Raw genomic sequence first — 16,333 nt, forward strand, 5'->3', positions numbered from 1 at the left:
ATCTGCCCACCCGGCATGCAGACGGCCGACCGCGACGCGAGCGCGCCACCGTGGGAACGCACGCGATCTCGTACCCGAGGAGCAGAATCGGAGCAAGCCGATGCCTTTGTACTTCGTGCGTCACGGCGAGTCGCTCGCCAACGAACAGAACTATTTTGCCGGCGCGCAGAACTCGCCATTGACCCCGCTGGGGCGTCGCCAGGCGCGGCAGGCGGCCGAGGAGGTCAGGCGCCGCGGACTGCAGTTCGACCAGGTCCACGTCTCGACGCTGGAGCGCGCGCAGGCGACCGCGGCGATCATTCTCGACGGTGTGCCCGGGACGCCGTAGGTCATCTCCAGCGCGGCATTGGTGGAACGCGATTTCGGCATCTTCGCCGGCAAGAACAAGACCCTGATCAAGAAGTCGATCGGCCACCGGCTCTACGACGCCTGCTTCCATGACGCGCAAGGCGCGCCACCCGACGGCGAGCACTGGATGGACGTGTACGCGCGTTGCAAGCAGTACTACGACACCGTGCTGGCGCCGCTGGACCGCCAGGGCAAGCAGGTGCTGGTGGTGGCGCACAAATACATCGTCGAGGTGTTCGCCCTGATCGCCTCCGGCCTGCCGCCTGCCGACTACATCGACTTCCGGCTTCCCAACTCGCGGCCGCTGTCGTGGGACGAACTCAAACACATGACCACACGCAGTTCATCGCGCTTGAACTACCTGGGCGAGCAGACCGAAATCCATTTACTGCAATGGATGCTGATTGCCGCAGTGGCCGGCTTTGCGCTGTCGTGCCTGGGCGTGTCGCTCCCGCATGGCATCAGCTCCGCCGCCATCGTGGCGCTGCTGGCCGCCAATGCGTTTTTCCTGTCGGTGCGTATCGAACCTGACGCGATGCGACTGACCCGCGGCCCGGAGAACGTCGCGCTCAGCGTGATCAGTCTGGCGCGCGCACTGATTGCGATGGTGCTGCTTACCCAGTTCGATAACGCGTGGATGCACGTCCTGGGCCTGTTGTTGATCGTGCCGCCGGCACTCTCGGTGCCGACCTTTTCGCTGGCGCGCGGCGGCGACTATTTCTTTGCCGCGCGCTATACCCTGGTGCTGTCGATGCTGTTGCCGGTGGTGCTGTTGCTGCTGTTCCTGGATCACCGCGAGGTCCTGGGCAATGCGCATGCACTGGAGCGGTATTTCGTGGTGCTGCTGCTTGCGCTCGCCCTACCCTGCCTGCTGGCACAGGGCTGGCGGCGTGCGCGTCCGATCGCTGCGGGCAAGCTGGCAACCAACTGGGGCTGGGTCGGCTCACTGACGATGGTGCCGATGGCCTTGCTGGTCGCGCTACGCGCCGGTGGCCCCGCGTTGACGGATGCATTGGCGCATGGCGGCTGGCGGGCCTGGGGCGCACTGCTGTTGCCGTTTGCGCTGCTGCTGACATGCCGGCTGGGCAGCGCGGCGTCCCTGTACGTGCATCAGCGCGTCACCGGCAAGCCCATCGGCGCGGCCATCCGCTCCGATATCCATCTGCTGCAGACATCGCCCAACATCTTCCTGTGGCTGAGCCTATTGCTGCCAGGCACCTTCGCGCATGCACCCACCCTGGTGGCCGGCACGCTGCTGAGCTTCTTCGCCTTCGCGCTCCTGGATGAAACCTGGGTCGTGCGGCGCTTCCGTGCGCAGATCAAGCCGGCGTTGCAGCAGCGCCCTGCGCGCGCCACGACAGCGGCTTCGCCGCCCGGCACACCAGGCGACGTCGCACTGGACAGCCGATGACGCGGCCCGCCTCAGGCGCGGCGATCACCGCGCCCGGGGCGGCCATCACGATGAGCGCCATGTTCAATGAAGGCAGCCATCGGCATCGTTGCGGATCGCTGCGGCCTGGAGTTACCAGGCGAACGGCGCGGTGACCTTGCGTGCTCCGAGCAGGAACGCATCGGCCACATGCACGAACGGTGCGACATCCACGTCCGAGTCGCCCGCGCGCACCAGCTGCACAAAACGCCGGTACAGCCCATCGTATTCACTGGATGCCGGCACTGCCTGCGGCTGCCCGTCGATGCTCAGCTTGGCGCCGCCTTCGCTGAGCACGAGCAGCCCCTGCGTGGTTTCCACCTCGATGTCCCAGCGCTGATGACCGGTCTGCAGGAAATCGAATTCCGCCGTCACCGGCACGCCGGCGGTATCGACGAAGGCGAGCCGGGCAGATAGCGGTGCCTGGCGGTTTTCCGGCGTGTGCAGCTCGGCCTCGCGCAGGGCGAAGGGGCGCGGCAGCAGATGCGTGACGATGGACAAGGCATTGATGCCGGGATCGAACACGCCCATGCCGCCGGGCTCGAGAATCCAGTCCTGCCCGGGGTGCCAGTGGCGGATGTCTTCCTTCCAGGTGATGTGCGTCCGCACGATCTGCTTGTCGGCCAGCCACGCACGCGCAGGCTCCACGCCGGCCGCGCAGCGCGAATGCCAGCTGGTGAACAGGCTGCGCTGCGCATGCTGCGCCACAGTGCGCAGATCGTTGATCTCGGCGAGCGTGGCCGCCGGCGGCTTTTCCAGGAAGACATGCCGGCCAGCCGTCAACGCCGCTTGCGCCAACGCATGTCGCCCAACCGGCGGCGTGCACAACGCGACCGCTTCCAACTCCGGATGCGCGGCAAACGCCTCATCCAGGGTTTGATACGCCGGTACGCCGTCGACCGTGCCATGCCGGCTTACCGTGGCCACCAACTGCACATCGGGGCGCGCGGCAATGGTCGGCACGTGTTGATCGCGGGCGATCTTGCCGATCCCCACCAGGGCAATGCGCAATGCGTCTGGATGCTTCATCGAAACCTTCGTACTGATAAGGAGAGCGGCGACACGATCGACTGATCGCGCACCATGGGGCAGCGCAGCCGTGGGCCGCGTCCGCCAGCGCGATGCAGTGTACGGTCAGCCCGCAGCCCACCGCGAGACATCGCTCCTGCTTGTTTTGCTATACCTGCCCACGTCCGGCGATGCCGGCGTGCTTGCCATCCCGGCGATGGCGACCTGCAAGCGCGGGCATTCCGCGCCAGCTAGCGGCATGGTCCTGTCCTGCGATTGACCTCACCGTCGATGCAGCCCAGCATCGCCGCCGGCACGCCGATGTGCCGTCGTCACGAAGGCCGCTCCGATGTTGCACCACGTTTCGCTGGGCGTTCGCGCAATCGAGGCATCTGTCGTGTTTTACGACGCCGTTCTGGGGGCGCTGGGCCATGTGCGGGTGTGGTCCGATCTGGAGCCGGGCACGCTCGACCAGGCCGTGGGCTACGCCAGACCCGGCGGCGAAGACAGCCTGGCATTGAAGCAACGCCAGGCCACGCACTGCGCGCCGGGGGACGGCTTCCACCTGGCCTTCGCCGCGATCGATGCAGCAGCGGTGGATGCCTTTCACCGGGCAGCGCTACAACACGGCGGCCGTTGTAACGGTGCACCCGGTCTGCGGCCGGATTACGGCAGCAGCTACTACGCCGCCTTTGTCATCGACCCCGACGGCCACCATCTGGAAGCGGTGCGAGCAGGCACGCGATAAACCGCCCGGCGCTGCGTCGTTGCATGAGCACCAGCACAGCACCCTGGCCTACCGTCGCATCGCCAGGCTGCTGACCGCGTGCGCTCACATTTCCAGCACCACCTTGCCCAGGTGGCTGCCCTGCTCCAGATAGCGGTGCGCGGCGGCCGCCTCACTGAGCGGGAACCGCTTGTCGATCAGCACGCGGATCTTGCCCTGTTCGATCCAGGGCCACACCACGCGTTCGACCTCTGCTGCGAGCCGCGCCTTTTCATCGGCATTGCGCGGGCGCAGGGTCGAGCCGGTCAGGATGGCCTGCTTGCGCATCAGCTGCGGGATCGGCACCTCGATGGTGGAGCCGGCCTGCGAGGCGATATAGACGATGCGTCCGCGCGGGTTGAGCGCGTCCAGCGTCTGCGCAAAGACGGCTGCACCCACCATGTCGAGCGCCACATCTACCCCGGCGTGCGCCTTGGCCACGTCGACGAACGACTCACGGGTGGAGTCGATGGCGATATCGGCGCCCAGCTCGCGCGCCTGCGCCGCCTTGGCTGCCGAGCGTGCGGTGGCCAGCACGTGCGCACCGGCAGCCTTGGCCATCTGGATGGCGGTGACGCCGATTCCGGACGTCGCCCCATGCAGCAGCAGCCATTGGCCGGCTGCCAGCTGGCCATGTTCGAACAGGTTGGTGTAGGCGGTGAAGATGGTCTCCGGCAGCGCGGCCGCCTGCACCAGATCCATGCCTGCAGGAATCGGCAGCACATGACGCGCATCGACGGCGGCGTATTGCGCGTAGCCACCGCCACCCAGCAGCGCGCATACGCGGTCGCCCACCTTCCAGCGACCAGCCGGCTCCACGATTTCGCCGGCGATTTCCAGGCCCAGCGTTTCCGGCGCGCCCGGCGGCGGCGGATAGTGGCCGGCGCGTTGCAGCAGGTCGGGCCGATTGATGCCGGCGGCATGCACGCGGATCAGCACCTGCCCTGATGCCGCACGCGGGCGCGGTTGCTCGGTGGCGTACAGCGCATCGGCGTCGCCCTTGCCATCGCGGATGGCGATGGCGGTCATCGTGGTGTCGCTCATGCAGGCGCTCCGTTGAGGGGCACCCAGTGTAGGCAGGCAGACGTCAACGTGTGGCACAGATGCCGCGCACCTTGCATCGCGCGCCTGCCAGCAGCAGACGCGCGTGGCAGCGCTCATTCCTGGCCGGGGACCACGTCCTGATCGATGTACTGGCGGATCGCCTCGAACACCTTGGAAGTACCGTCGTCCTGGCCCGACGGCAGACGCGCGGCAAAGTCGCTCAGCAACTTGTTGCCATCCACGCCGGGCTGCTCGGCCAGCGCCAGCGCCAGATCGCCGACGCTACGCGCCAGTGCAACCCAGATGCGGCCCAACGATTCGGCGATTACATCCATTTCTTCTTGCATGTTGCGCTCCGGTCAAGTGGCGTGGGGTGCCTGAGCTTACCGCGTGCAACGCAGACCGAGACAAGCGCACAGAAGCAGGCTCGGCCCTTCCAGCCGCTGCAGCTTTTGGCTGCGTGCACGGGGCGCGGATGCGTGCGCAGCATCATCCGCCACCAGATATGCATTCATCGCGATGAAGCGATAGTATGCCGGCACGATCCGCAGAAGCCGCCGCGATGACGCATCTCAGTTTCGAGTTCTATCCGCCCAAGACCGACGACCAGCGCGCGCAGCTGGACCGCACCGCGGCCAGGTTGAAAGGCTACGCGCCGGAATATGTCTCGTGCACCTTCGGTGCCGGCGGCTCCACGCTCAGCTACACCTCCGAGACGGTGCGCCATCTCAAGCAGAAGCACGGGTTCGAAGCGGCGCCGCACCTGTCCTGCGTCGGCGGCAGCCGCCAGGAGATCCGCGAACTGCTCAAGTTGTATCGCGCGATCGGCTGCACCCGCATCGTGGCGCTGCGCGGCGACCTGCCCTCGGGCATGGGCCATCCCGGCGACCTGCGCTACGCCTCGGACCTGATCGCCTTCATCCGCGCCGAGCACGGCGATGCCTTCCGGATCGAAGTGGGCGCCTATCCGGAAACCCATCCGCAGGCGGCCGATGCGCTGAGCGATCTGCGCTATTTCAAGGCCAAGGTGGATGCCGGCGCGGATGCGGCCATCACCCAGTATTTCTACAACGCCGATGCCTACTTCCATTTCCGCGATGCGGTACAGCGCATGGGCGTGGCGATCCCGATCATTCCCGGCATCATGCCGATCTCCAATTTTTCGCAATTGCGGCGCTTTTCCGAGCAGTGCGGCGCGGAGATTCCGCGCTGGATCGGCAAGAAGATGCAGTCCTATGGCGACGATGCCGACGCGGTGCGTGCCTTCGGTGCGGAAGTAGTGGCCACGTTGTGCCAGCGCCTGATCGCCGGCGGCGTGCCGGCGCTGCACTTCTACACGCTCAACCTGGCCAAGCCGACCACCCAGGTGCTGCAGCTGCTCGGTCGCTGAGCGCAGCATTGCACCTGGTCACGGGCAATGCGCCGCACGTGCGTTACCCTCGCCGCCGGCTCGCGCTTGCTGCGCACGGGCGCAAGTCGGCAACCGGCAGGCCTGCCGCATCGGGGCTGTCATCAAGTCCACCACGCAGGCGTGGCCGGCAGCACCGGACCCGGAAGGCCATGAATCCTGGTGTTTGTCGCCAGCTCACACGTGGCCGGCTACGCTGCGCGGATGCCCCGCATCCTGCCCATGCTGTTGCTGCTGTTTGGCCTGTCTGCCGCTATCGGCGTGCAGGCACAGGAGATCCGTCGCTGCGTGACGCCGGATGGGCAGACCATGTTCACCGACCGCCGCTGCGAAGATGTGGGCGCCGCTACGCGCGCGCCACCTGCCCCGCGCGCGCCGGGCAACACCGGGCTGCATCGCTATGGCTGCCCCCGGCGGCTGAGCGAGCTGGTGACGCTGCTGCAAACCGCCGTAGACAGCCGCGATGTCAATCGATTGTCCAGCCTGTACCTGTGGAGCGGGCAATCCGACGCGGCGGCCAACCAGGTGCTGAGCCGGCTGGAGGCCATCGTGCAACGCCCCTTGCTGGACATCGTGCCGATGTATCCGCAAAGCGACCCGCCCACCTGGGACGTAGACAACACCGCAACAACACCCTCGCTGGACGGCAGCGCAATCGATGCGCCCTTGCCGGCACCCACGCGTCCCCGCCCATGGGGATTGCGCCTGGAACAGAACCTCGCCAGCGGCACCCCGGCGCGCAGCGTGTTGCGGCTCCGCCGGCAGTACAACTGCTTCTGGGTGACGTTCTAGCGCAGCGCCCCCTTGAAGGACGCCAGCGGATTGCAGTGGTGAAGTACCTTCGTCGGTGGAGCGTATCGGCTCCGCGAGTCCGTTGGACCCCATGCCTCGGGAGGTGACGCCTGCAGGCTACGCGGCAAGCCGGTCCATGATCTGAGTAGCCGACTGCTGCGGGTTCAGCCCGGCGCTGTCGATCACCCAATGCGGCTCGGTCCACACCGCATATTCATGCGCGAGTACGGAGGACCAATCCGGCACGCGCAGTCCGACCACGTCGCTCCGACGCGATTCCACGCGCTGCCGATGCATCTTGCGATCGCTGCACACTCCTTCGATTTCCAGCAGGCGGCTGCGTGTGCGGCGATCGCCCGGCAATCCGCCGAACACCACCAAGGTTGCTGACGACGCAGTCACTGCGGCCACAGCGCGCGAATCGCCGCAATACCTTGTGCGCCGTGGGAACGCGCTTCGCGCAGGTCGTCGGCCTGCATCCCGCCGAGTGCGTAGATCGGCAGCGCGACCTGCTCGCGCAAGCGTTCAAATCCGTCCCATCCCAACGGCGTCGCGCCTGGATGCGACGCCGTCGCCTGCACCGGCCCCAGCACCGCAAAATCACAGCCGAGCCGTTGCGCGTGACGCAGATCCTCCAGGCCATGGCACGACGCGGCGACGACCTGTTCGGCTGGCAACGGACGCTCCTGCAAGGTGGCAAGTTGCTCCGAGCCCAGATGCACGCCGATGCCGAGCTCCCCGGCCAGCGCGATGTCGCGGTTGAGCAACAGCTGCGCGCGTGCACGACCACGCAAGCCCATCACCTGTTGCAGCAAGGCCCTCCAGCGCGCGGGCTCGGCCTGCCGTGCGCGCAACTGGATGCGCGTGAGTCCGCTGTGCAATGCGCGCTCCAGACCTTCCAGCCATAACGCAGCGTCATCGGGTTCGGGGGTGATCAGATAATGGTCGGGCTGACGCAGCACGCCCACCACCGGCACGTCGGCCGGCGGCATCGAATAGCGGGCAAGCTTGTCGGCCGCCACCCAGGTCATCGCCTGGCCCTCGCGTCCGCGCGGGCTGCCTTTCCAGGCAGTGATGTGGCGCACTTCCAGACGCAGCCGCTTGTCCGGATACAGCTGCGGCACCTCCATGACCCACTCGCCTACCTGCGCCTCGATGCCGAGCTCTTCGTTGAGCTCACGCACCAGCGCCTGCTCGGAGGTTTCGCCGGGCTCGCGCTTGCCACCAGGGAACTCCCACAGCCCCGGCATGTCGCGGGTTTCGGTGCGGCGGGTCAACAGGATCCGACCGCGGGGGTCGGTGATCACGCCGGCAACGACGTGAATGGATCGAAGGGAATCGGGCATGGCGCAAGAGTGCCGCGAGTGAGCAGTGCAGCGCAATCGCTGGCGAGCTGAGAATGGGGAATGGGGAATGGGGAAGCAGAACTGTCGCAGCCCCGCGGTTGCAATTCCCTATTCCCCATTCCCGATTAAAGCGGCTGCCCGATTCGCCAAAGCACCCCGCTGGGATCGTGCAACGTGAAATCGCGTGCGCCCCACGGCCGATCTTCCGGCGCGCTGAACGTCACGCCGAACTGCTCGTCCAAGCCGATGTCGTGCACGTGCTGCCACCACCCGTCGGCATCGTCCACCCACAGGTGCAACATCAGGTTCTCGGCCAGTTCGCGCACATAGAAATCCTGCAGCAGAAACGCGCACTGCGCCCCATGCCGAAAGCAGGTCACGTTGCCCACCTCGTCCTCCTGCACAAAACCCAGCGCACGATAGAACCGCTGCGACAGCGCGTAATCGCGCGCAGGCACGAACACCTTCAGTTGCTGGCTCGACAGCTGCGACATGACGCACTCCCCGCAGGACGTGGATCGAGCATACGCCCCATAGTGGCACCGGCGGAGACGCCTGCATGCGGAAGGCGAAGTTGTGGTCACACGAGATGGACAGCGTGTCGCGGACCTGCCCTGCCGAGGCCCACCGCAAGACAGCTGCTGGACTCTTCCAGCGTCTATGCCGCGGTTTCCGACCTTACCTGGCAACGATGCATGCAAATGCCATTGGCAGGGAACCGGATCAAGAGTGCAAGGTCCCGGCGGGGCATTGCACCCAGCCTACGACACTCCATGAGCTGCACATCAGCAGCTCCAGCGAATCCCATCCGTAAGCAGAGCCCCCTTGGTAAGGGGGCGCGCCAACGGCGCGGGGATCGGAAGCAAGGACCGTGCACCAGGCGTCCGCTACGCGGATGCCTGGTGCGCAGCCCGCTTCGCGGGCTGCGCCACGGTCAACTCAGCATCAGCTGAGTTGACCGTGGCAGTGCTTGTACTTCTTGCCGCTGCCGCAGGGGCACGGGTCGTTGCGGCCGACCTTGGGTTCGTCGCGGGTGACCTGCGAGACCGGCACCGGGGCGTTGGCACCCTGCATCTGTTCCACTTCTTCGTCGGCACCATAGCCGCCGGCATCCTGGTGCTGGAACTGCGAAGCCATCAGGCGGGCTTCGGCCTGGCGACGCTCCTGCTCTTCCAGTTCGGCCACTTCGTCTTCGCTGCGGATGCGCACGCGCGCCAGCAGGTTGATCACCTCGCGCTTGACGTTCTCCAGCATCTCGGAGAACAGCTCGAAGGCTTCCTTCTTGTATTCCTGCTTGGGCTGCTTCTGCGCGTAACCACGCAGGTAGATGCCCTGGCGCAGGTAATCCATCTTGGCCAGATGCTCCTTCCAGCCCTGGTCGAGCACGGTCAGCATCACATGCTTTTCCAGTGCGCGCATGGTGTCGTTGCCCACGGCCGCTTCCTTCTCGGCGAAGTGCGCGTCCACCGCTGCCTGCACCTTGGCGGCAATCTGTTCGGCGTCCAGTTCTTCCTGGGTGCGTGCCATTTCGCGTAGCGCCAGTGGCATGCCCAGTTCCGATTCCAGCGTGGCTTCCAGGCCCTGCAGGTCCCACTGTTCGTCCACCGAGTTGGGCGGCACGAAGCGTGCGACCAGGTCGTAGATCACATCGCCGCGGATGCCGTCGACGTTGTCCTTGACCGATTCGGCATCCAGCAACTCGTCGCGCTGGGCATAGATCACCTTGCGCTGGTCGTTATTGACGTCGTCGAAATCCAGCAGGTTCTTGCGGATGTCGAAGTTATGCGCTTCCACCTTGCGCTGCGCCTTTTCGATCTGCCGGCTGACCAGGCGATCTTCGATGACGTCGTCTTCCTTCATGCCCATCATGCGCATCGCCTTCTGCACCCAGTCCGAGGCGAAGATGCGCATCAGGTTGTCTTCCAGCGACAGATAGAAGCGCGACGAACCCGGGTCGCCCTGACGACCGGCACGGCCGCGCAGCTGGTTGTCGATACGGCGCGATTCGTGACGCTCGGTCCCGATGATGTGCAGGCCGCCGGCCGCCTTGACCGCGTCGTGCCGACGCTGCCATTCGGTCTTGACCTGGAAACGCGCTTCTTCGGTCGCCTCCTCGCCGAGTGCGTGGTATTCGGACTCGAGCGACCCACCCAGCACGATGTCGGTACCGCGACCGGCCATGTTGGTGGCAATGGTCACCGCGCCCGGCTGGCCGGCGTTGGCCACGATGGTGGCTTCGCGCTCGTGCTGCTTGGCGTTGAGCACTTCGTGCTTCACGCCCGCCTTGCGCAGGTGCTCGGAGAGCATCTCCGAGGTCTCGATCGAGGTGGTACCCACCAGCACCGGCTGGCCGCGCTTGGCGCAATCTTCGATATCGGCCAGCACCGCATTGAACTTGCCCTTGCGGTTGAGGAACACCTGGTCCGGATGATCCTTGCGCACGGTCGGGCGGTTGGTCGGGATCACCACCACTTCCAGCCCGTAGATGCTCTGGAATTCGTAGGCTTCGGTGTCGGCCGTACCGGTCATGCCGGACAGCTTCTTGTACATGCGGAACAGGTTCTGGAAGGTGATGCTGGCCAGCGTCTGGTTCTCGCGCTGGACCGGCACGCCTTCCTTGGCCTCGACCGCCTGGTGCAGGCCGTCGGACCAGCGCCGCCCGGACAGCGTGCGGCCGGTGAATTCGTCGACGATGACCACTTCGCCATCGCGCACGATGTAGTCCACATCGCGCTGATAGATCGCATGCGCACGCAGCGCGGCGTTGAGGTGGTGCACCACGCTCAGGTTCTGTGCGGCATACAGGCCGTCTTCGGCATTTTCCAGGATGCCGGCCTGCATCAGCAGTTCTTCGGCGTGGCCCATGCCGGCCTCGGACAGATGCACCTGCTTGCCCTTCTCGTCGATCCAGTAATCGCCCTCGCCTTCCTCGCTTTCCTGCTTGGTCAGCTGCGGCACGATGCGGTTGACGCGGATGTACAGCTCCGGCGACTCGTCGGCCGGGCCGGAAATGATCAGCGGGGTGCGCGCTTCGTCGATCAGGATCGAGTCGACTTCGTCGACGATGGCGTAATGCAGGTTGCGCTGATAACGGTCGGCCCGCGACAGCGCCATGTTGTCGCGCAGGTAATCGAAGCCGAACTCGTTGTTGGTGCCGTAGGTGATGTCGGCAGCGTAGGCGGCGTGCTTGTCGCTATGCGGCATGCCCGGGTACACCACGCCCACGCTCAGGCCCAGCCAGTTGTACAACTTGCCCATCTGCGCGGAGTCGCGACGCGCCAGGTAGTCGTTGACCGTGACCACGTGCACGCCCTCGCCCTGCAGCGCGTTGAGGTACACCGGCAGGGTCGCCACCAGGGTCTTGCCTTCGCCGGTGCGCATCTCGGCGATCTTGCCCAGGTGCAGCACCATGCCGCCGATCAGCTGCACATCGTAATGGCGCATGCCCAGCACGCGGCGGCTGGCCTCGCGGCACACCGCAAAGGCTTCGGGCAGGATCTTGTCCAGGGACTCGCCGGCGGCAAGCCGCTGCTTGAACTCCGGGGTCTTGGCTTGCAGCTCGGCGTCGGAGAGCTTCTCGATCGTCGGCTCCAGCGCATTGATCTGGGTGACGAGGCGGTTGAGCTGGCGCAGCTGGCGTTCGTTACGACTGCCAAAGACACGGGTAAGCAGACTGTTGATCATTGAAGAAACCGGTTGAAAAGGAACGGTTTGACCGACGCCGGTCCCCAAGACCCGACCGCCGTAAACGAAACAGGGCGCACTGCGCCCTGTCATGGCAACACCCTATTGTAGCTTGGGGCGAGCCTTCACGAATCAAGCAGCTCCGCGGGAGCCTGCCATGCCTTCGTCAACCGCGCCCTCGGCGCCCCACCGGCGTGTTGGTGTCGCCCAGGAACTTGCGCGGATTGACCACGCGCCCGTCCGCCCAGACCTCGAAATGCACGTGTGCGCCGGTGGACCGGCCGCTGGAACCGGCCCTGGCCACCTGCTGGCCGGCACGGACCAGGTCGCCCACCTTCACCACCAGCCGCGAGTTGTGCGCATAGCGGGTCACGTAGCCGTTGCCGTGGTCCACCTCGACCACATTGCCGTAACCGCCGCGCACGCCGGCATAACTGACCACGCCATCGGCGACCGACATCACCGGGTCGCCCACGTTGGCATGGAAATCCACACCCTTGTGGAAGGCCGAGCCGCCATCGAACGGGTCGGCGCGGCCGCCAAAGCCGGAGGTGATGTAGGTGTTGCGGATCGGCATCCGCGACGGCACCGCGTTCTGCTCGAGCTGATGATCGAACATCAGCGAGGCCAGCACGTTCAGCTGCTGCCCGGAGGCGGAAAACTGCTGTTCGACCTGGCCCAACGTCTCGGTGAGCTCCTTCACCGGCATGTCGCTGACCGGCTCGTCGCCGCCACCGACGCCGACCGGCTCGTCGAAGTCGAACTCGCCGTCCTTCAGCTTGCCCATTTCGGTCAACCGCTCACCCAGCGCATTGAGGCGGGTGGCCTGCGCCTGCAGCTCGCCCATGCGGGCCGCCAGCGCGTTGACCTGCGCCTGCGAGGCGCGCTGCGCCTGGGCCAGCTCGACCTGCTGCTGCGCGACCTTGGCCTGCAGCGCGGAATTGGTCACCATGCCGGTCGCGGTACTCGCACCGACGCCCATCAGCATGCCCAGGCCCAGTACCGCGCCCAGGACGACCATCGGCCGATCTGCGGCAAAGCCCTGGATCTGCCGGGTCAATCGTTCTGCCCGTGTCTGACGGGATTTGATTACAACTTTTTTCAACGCCATATGAGTGTCATGTCCAAGCCCAAGTCCAACGCACGCAACCCCTCCACACCACAACCGGCCATCGAGGCCGCGCTGGGGGAAAAGGCTGGCGACCCGTTGCGCCGGGCCTTGTGGCTCGATGCGCTGGACCGGCAGTTGCGTCCCCTGTTACCGCCCCATCTGGCCACCCGTTGCCGGTTGGCCAATGTCCGAGGCGAACAGCTCGTTTTTCTGGTTGATTCACCGATCTGGCATGCCAAGGTGCGGCTTGCCGAGACCCAACTCCTTGATGCCGCCCGATCCCTCGGATTGAAGGCCACCGCAGTGACCGTCAAGACAGCAAGCACTCCGCTGCATTCCCCAACACAGCAGAACCGCGACCGTCCACGGCCGGTATCCGAAGCCACGCACAAAGGTCTGCGCGAAGCGCTGGCGTCCTTGCAGGACGTCTTACCGACCAAGCGGTGACGTCCTGGCCGCCTTCTCGAAGCGACCGCCTGTGCGTGAAAAGATTGCGAAGACCACGCACGACCCGACGCATCCTAGCGGGCGTGGAGGCCGCAGGAGTTAGAGAAGTCTTAAATAAAAGTTAAGAACCGGCCCAAAATCTGACAGAGTTCACACTTTGAATGCCGATTGCGGCATTCCCTGACACAAACGCTGCCGAATGCTCGGCTGCGCCGGGGCAGATGGCACGCGTGACACGACCAGCGGATGCCGGGCGCTGCAACGCTGGGCCTTGGCCGCGCCCGTCGCCCGCTGCGGAGGGTTCGATCAGTGCCTTCAGGCGTAGACAGGGCTGGCGTAGGTGACCGGCGGCTGCTGGGACCCTTGCGGGTAGCTCACCCATTCCCAGGCAGCCTGATCCGCCAGCAGGGCGCGCACCAGCTTGTTGTTGAGCGCGTGGCCGGACTTGAAGCCTTCGTAGGCACCCAGGATGGCGCCGCCGGCCAGATACAGGTCGCCAATGGCGTCCAGGATCTTGTGGCGGACGAATTCGTTGGTGTAGCGCAGGCCGTCCTCGTTGAGCACGCGAAACTCGTCCAGCACGATGGCGTTGTCCATCGAACCGCCCAGGCCCAGATTGCGCTCGCGCATGTATTCCAGGTCGCGCATGAAGCCGAAGGTACGGGCGCGCGAGATTTCCTTGACGTATGCCGAGGTGGAGAACTCGATTTCCTGGCGCGACTGCTTCGCCGGGATCATCGGGTGGTTGAATTCGATGGTGAAGCCCAGCCTGTAGCCGTCATACGGCTCGAAGCGCGCGACCTTGTCGCCCTCGCGCACTTCCACCGGCTGTTTGATGCGGATGAAACGCTTGGGCTTGTCCTGCTCGACGATGCCTGCGGACTGCAGCAGGAACACGAACGGGCCGGACGAGCCATCCATGATCGGCAACTCGGCCGACGACAGTTCGACGATGACATTGTCCACGCCCAGCCCGGCCAGCGCCGACATCAGGTGCTCGACGGTCTGGATCTTGGCGCCGTTGTAGGTCAGACCGGTACACAGCGTGGTCTCGGTGACCAGCTCCGCATCGGCAGGCACTTCGACCACCGGCTCCAGGTCCACACGTCGGAACACCACGCCATGGTCGACCGGGGCCGGTCGCAGCGTCATATAGACCTTGTCGCCGCTGTGGAGGCCGACGCCGGTGGCGCGAATGGTGTTCTTGAGGGTGCGTTGCTGGGTCATATGCGAAGTCTGGGGGAACAATGCAGACAGACGCTGAACCGGCTGTCTAATCCGGTGAGATTATCCGAATTTTAACAAGTTGCGCGTGATGAGCGCTGTAATCCTGCAGTCACGCCAGTGCAAAAGCTGCCGGACCGTCACCGATCCGGCAGAAAGGACATGGCATTACAGCCCCGAGGCAACCCCCGGGTGGGACGGGCGACGCCGCCGTGGCGGCGCCGCCGGCGCCCCTCAGTCGGCCTGGCGGCGCAGGAACGCCGGAATGTCCAGGTAATCGTTGGGCAGGTCTGCGGCCGGCGGTGCGGAATTGCCGGTGCTGTGGCTGCTGCCGACCGAATCGCTGCTCGGGCGACGCAGGCCCAGACCCATGCTGCCGCCGACGGCCTTGGACACTGCATCGCCGCTGGAGGCGTCGAAGTCGCCGAACTCCGGCTGGCCGGTGGTGGCGTTGCGCACCAGCTTGATCGGGGCGCGCTGGTCCGGACGCTGGGTCTGACGGGCAACCGCACGGTTCAGGCCGGTGGCGACCACGGTCACGCGCACTTCGTCCTGCATGTCCGGGTCGAGCACGGTGCCCACGACCACGGTCGCATCTTCGGAAGCGAACGCTTCGATGGTGCGGCCGATCTCGTCGAACTCGGACATGGTGAAATCCGGGCCGGCGGTGATGTTGACCAGGATGCCGTTGGCACCGGCCAGGTTCACATCGTCCAGCAGCGGGTTCTGGATGGCGGCTTCGGCGGCGGCCTGCGCGCGGTCATCGCCACGTGCCGAGCCGGTGCCCATCATGGCCAGACCCATTTCCGACATCACGGTACGCACGTCGGCGAAGTCGACGTTGATCAGGCCCGGACGCACGATCAGGTCGGCGATGCCCTGCACGGCACCCTGCAGCACGTCGTTGGCCGCACGGAACGCCTGGATCATGGTGGCGTTGCGGCCCAGCACGGTGATCAGCTTTTCGTTGGGGATGGTGATCAGCGAATCGCAATGCTGGCTCAACTCTTCGATGCCCTTCAGCGCCACCTGCATGCGGCGACGGCCTTCGAACGGGAACGGCTTGGTGACCACGGCCACGGTCAGGATGCCCATTTCCTTGGCCAGCTGCGCCACCACCGGCGCGGCACCGGTGCCGGTACCGCCGCCCATGCCGGCGGTGATGAAGACCATGTCCGCACCCTGCAGCGCGTCCATGATGCGCTCGCGGTCTTCCAGCGCGGCCTGACGGCCGACTTCCGGATTGGCGCCTGCGCCCAGGCCCTTGGTGACGTTGGTGCCGAGCTGCAGCTGCAACTTGGCGCCGCAGTTCTTGATCGCCTGCGAGTCGGTGTTGGCGGTGATGAATTCCACTCCATCGACATTGGTGTTGACCATGTGCGCGACGGCATTGCCGCCACCGCCGCCGACGCCAACGACCTTGATGACCGCGTTGGGAGCCATTTTTTCAATCAGTTCGAAATGTGCCATGTCAGTGTCCTCTTTAGATGCCGTGAATGGGGAATCGGGAATGGGGAATCGGATCGCTCCGTTCGCCAGCCCAACACCCGCATGTCGGCGAATGTTGTTGTTTGAATGCCGGGAATGGGGAGTTGGGAATGGGGAATCGCAACAGCGAAACACCTCACGCCAACCACTGTTTCCTCGGCGGAACCACAAAAAAACTACGCCCTGCCCGCTCTCACCGCTCTCACCGCTCTCACCGCTCTCACCGCTCTCACCGCTC

The 16,333-nt window shown here is 65.5% G+C and carries 13 protein-coding genes and 2 pseudogenes; 5 read left to right on the forward strand and 10 right to left on the reverse strand.

Annotated features, from left to right (window positions below; all coding sequences use genetic code 11):
• The first annotated feature begins 100 nt into the window (after positions 1-100).
• Positions 101-1,759 (forward strand): annotated as a pseudogene (locus XnspCFBP7698_RS21760) (histidine phosphatase family protein).
• A gap of 111 nt (positions 1,760-1,870) precedes the next feature.
• Here XnspCFBP7698_RS21760 and XnspCFBP7698_RS12390 read toward each other — a convergent pair.
• Positions 1,871-2,806 (reverse strand): Gfo/Idh/MocA family oxidoreductase, encoded by a 936-nt coding sequence (locus tag XnspCFBP7698_RS12390; RefSeq protein ID WP_104580948.1) that lies wholly within the window; start codon positions 2,804-2,806, stop codon positions 1,871-1,873.
• A gap of 328 nt (positions 2,807-3,134) precedes the next feature.
• Here XnspCFBP7698_RS12390 and XnspCFBP7698_RS12395 point away from each other — a divergent pair, with 328 nt between their 5' ends.
• The gene (locus XnspCFBP7698_RS12395; RefSeq protein ID WP_104580949.1) at positions 3,135-3,533 is read left to right on the forward strand and encodes a VOC family protein; all 399 of its coding nucleotides are present in this window, start codon (positions 3,135-3,137) and stop codon (positions 3,531-3,533) included.
• 84 nt (positions 3,534-3,617) lie between these two features.
• On the opposite strand, the gene XnspCFBP7698_RS12400 is transcribed toward XnspCFBP7698_RS12395, so the two are convergent.
• Both XnspCFBP7698_RS12400 and XnspCFBP7698_RS12405 read right to left on the reverse strand, forming a co-directional pair.
• Entirely contained in the window at positions 3,618-4,595 is a 978-nt protein-coding gene (locus XnspCFBP7698_RS12400) for an NAD(P)H-quinone oxidoreductase (protein WP_104580950.1), read from the reverse strand.
• Positions 4,596-4,708: 113 nt separating this feature from the next.
• Positions 4,709-4,942: a hypothetical protein gene (locus XnspCFBP7698_RS12405; protein ID WP_104580951.1), complete on the reverse strand. Its 234-nt coding sequence runs from the start codon at positions 4,940-4,942 to the stop codon at positions 4,709-4,711.
• A 215-nt stretch (positions 4,943-5,157) separates the two neighbouring features.
• Here XnspCFBP7698_RS12405 and metF point away from each other — a divergent pair, with 215 nt between their 5' ends.
• Complete coding sequence (gene metF, locus XnspCFBP7698_RS12410) at positions 5,158-5,985, forward strand: methylenetetrahydrofolate reductase [NAD(P)H] (protein ID WP_104580952.1); 828 nt, start codon at positions 5,158-5,160, stop codon at positions 5,983-5,985.
• Positions 5,986-6,165: 180 nt separating this feature from the next.
• Positions 6,166-6,795 (forward strand): hypothetical protein, encoded by a 630-nt coding sequence (locus XnspCFBP7698_RS12415; protein WP_123137432.1) that lies wholly within the window; start codon positions 6,166-6,168, stop codon positions 6,793-6,795.
• Between the two features lie 117 nt (positions 6,796-6,912).
• Here XnspCFBP7698_RS12415 and XnspCFBP7698_RS12420 read toward each other — a convergent pair.
• The 5 genes and pseudogenes from XnspCFBP7698_RS12420 to XnspCFBP7698_RS12440 form a co-directional block, all read right to left on the reverse strand.
• A pseudogene (locus XnspCFBP7698_RS12420) lies at positions 6,913-7,146 on the reverse strand (hypothetical protein); the annotation flags it as partial.
• Positions 7,147-7,193: 47 nt separating this feature from the next.
• Positions 7,194-8,141, reverse strand: coding sequence for a Nudix family hydrolase (locus XnspCFBP7698_RS12425; protein WP_104580955.1), 948 nt, complete (start codon positions 8,139-8,141; stop codon positions 7,194-7,196).
• A 125-nt stretch (positions 8,142-8,266) separates the two neighbouring features.
• Complete coding sequence (locus XnspCFBP7698_RS12430) at positions 8,267-8,635, reverse strand: VOC family protein (RefSeq protein WP_047697592.1); 369 nt, start codon at positions 8,633-8,635, stop codon at positions 8,267-8,269.
• Between the two features lie 451 nt (positions 8,636-9,086).
• A complete protein-coding gene (secA, locus tag XnspCFBP7698_RS12435; RefSeq protein ID WP_039404154.1) occupies positions 9,087-11,825 on the reverse strand; it encodes a preprotein translocase subunit SecA in 2,739 nt (912 codons plus the stop codon).
• Between the two features lie 166 nt (positions 11,826-11,991).
• Positions 11,992-12,936, reverse strand: coding sequence for a M23 family metallopeptidase (locus XnspCFBP7698_RS12440; RefSeq protein WP_104580956.1), 945 nt, complete (start codon positions 12,934-12,936; stop codon positions 11,992-11,994).
• Here XnspCFBP7698_RS12440 and XnspCFBP7698_RS12445 point away from each other — a divergent pair, their 5' ends adjacent.
• Positions 12,937-13,383 (forward strand): DUF721 domain-containing protein, encoded by a 447-nt coding sequence (locus tag XnspCFBP7698_RS12445; protein WP_081422662.1) that lies wholly within the window; start codon positions 12,937-12,939, stop codon positions 13,381-13,383.
• A 315-nt stretch (positions 13,384-13,698) separates the two neighbouring features.
• Here XnspCFBP7698_RS12445 and lpxC read toward each other — a convergent pair whose 3' ends face one another.
• On the reverse strand, positions 13,699-14,610 hold the full coding sequence (lpxC, locus tag XnspCFBP7698_RS12450) for a UDP-3-O-acyl-N-acetylglucosamine deacetylase (protein WP_104580957.1): 912 nt from the start codon (positions 14,608-14,610) through the stop codon (positions 13,699-13,701).
• A 231-nt stretch (positions 14,611-14,841) separates the two neighbouring features.
• Positions 14,842-16,077 (reverse strand): cell division protein FtsZ, encoded by a 1,236-nt coding sequence (ftsZ, locus tag XnspCFBP7698_RS12455; protein WP_039404161.1) that lies wholly within the window; start codon positions 16,075-16,077, stop codon positions 14,842-14,844.
• Positions 16,078-16,333 lie beyond the last annotated feature (256 nt).

The organism is Xanthomonas sp. CFBP 7698 (assembly GCF_003600855.1).
Classification (GTDB): domain Bacteria; phylum Pseudomonadota; class Gammaproteobacteria; order Xanthomonadales; family Xanthomonadaceae; genus Xanthomonas; species Xanthomonas cannabis.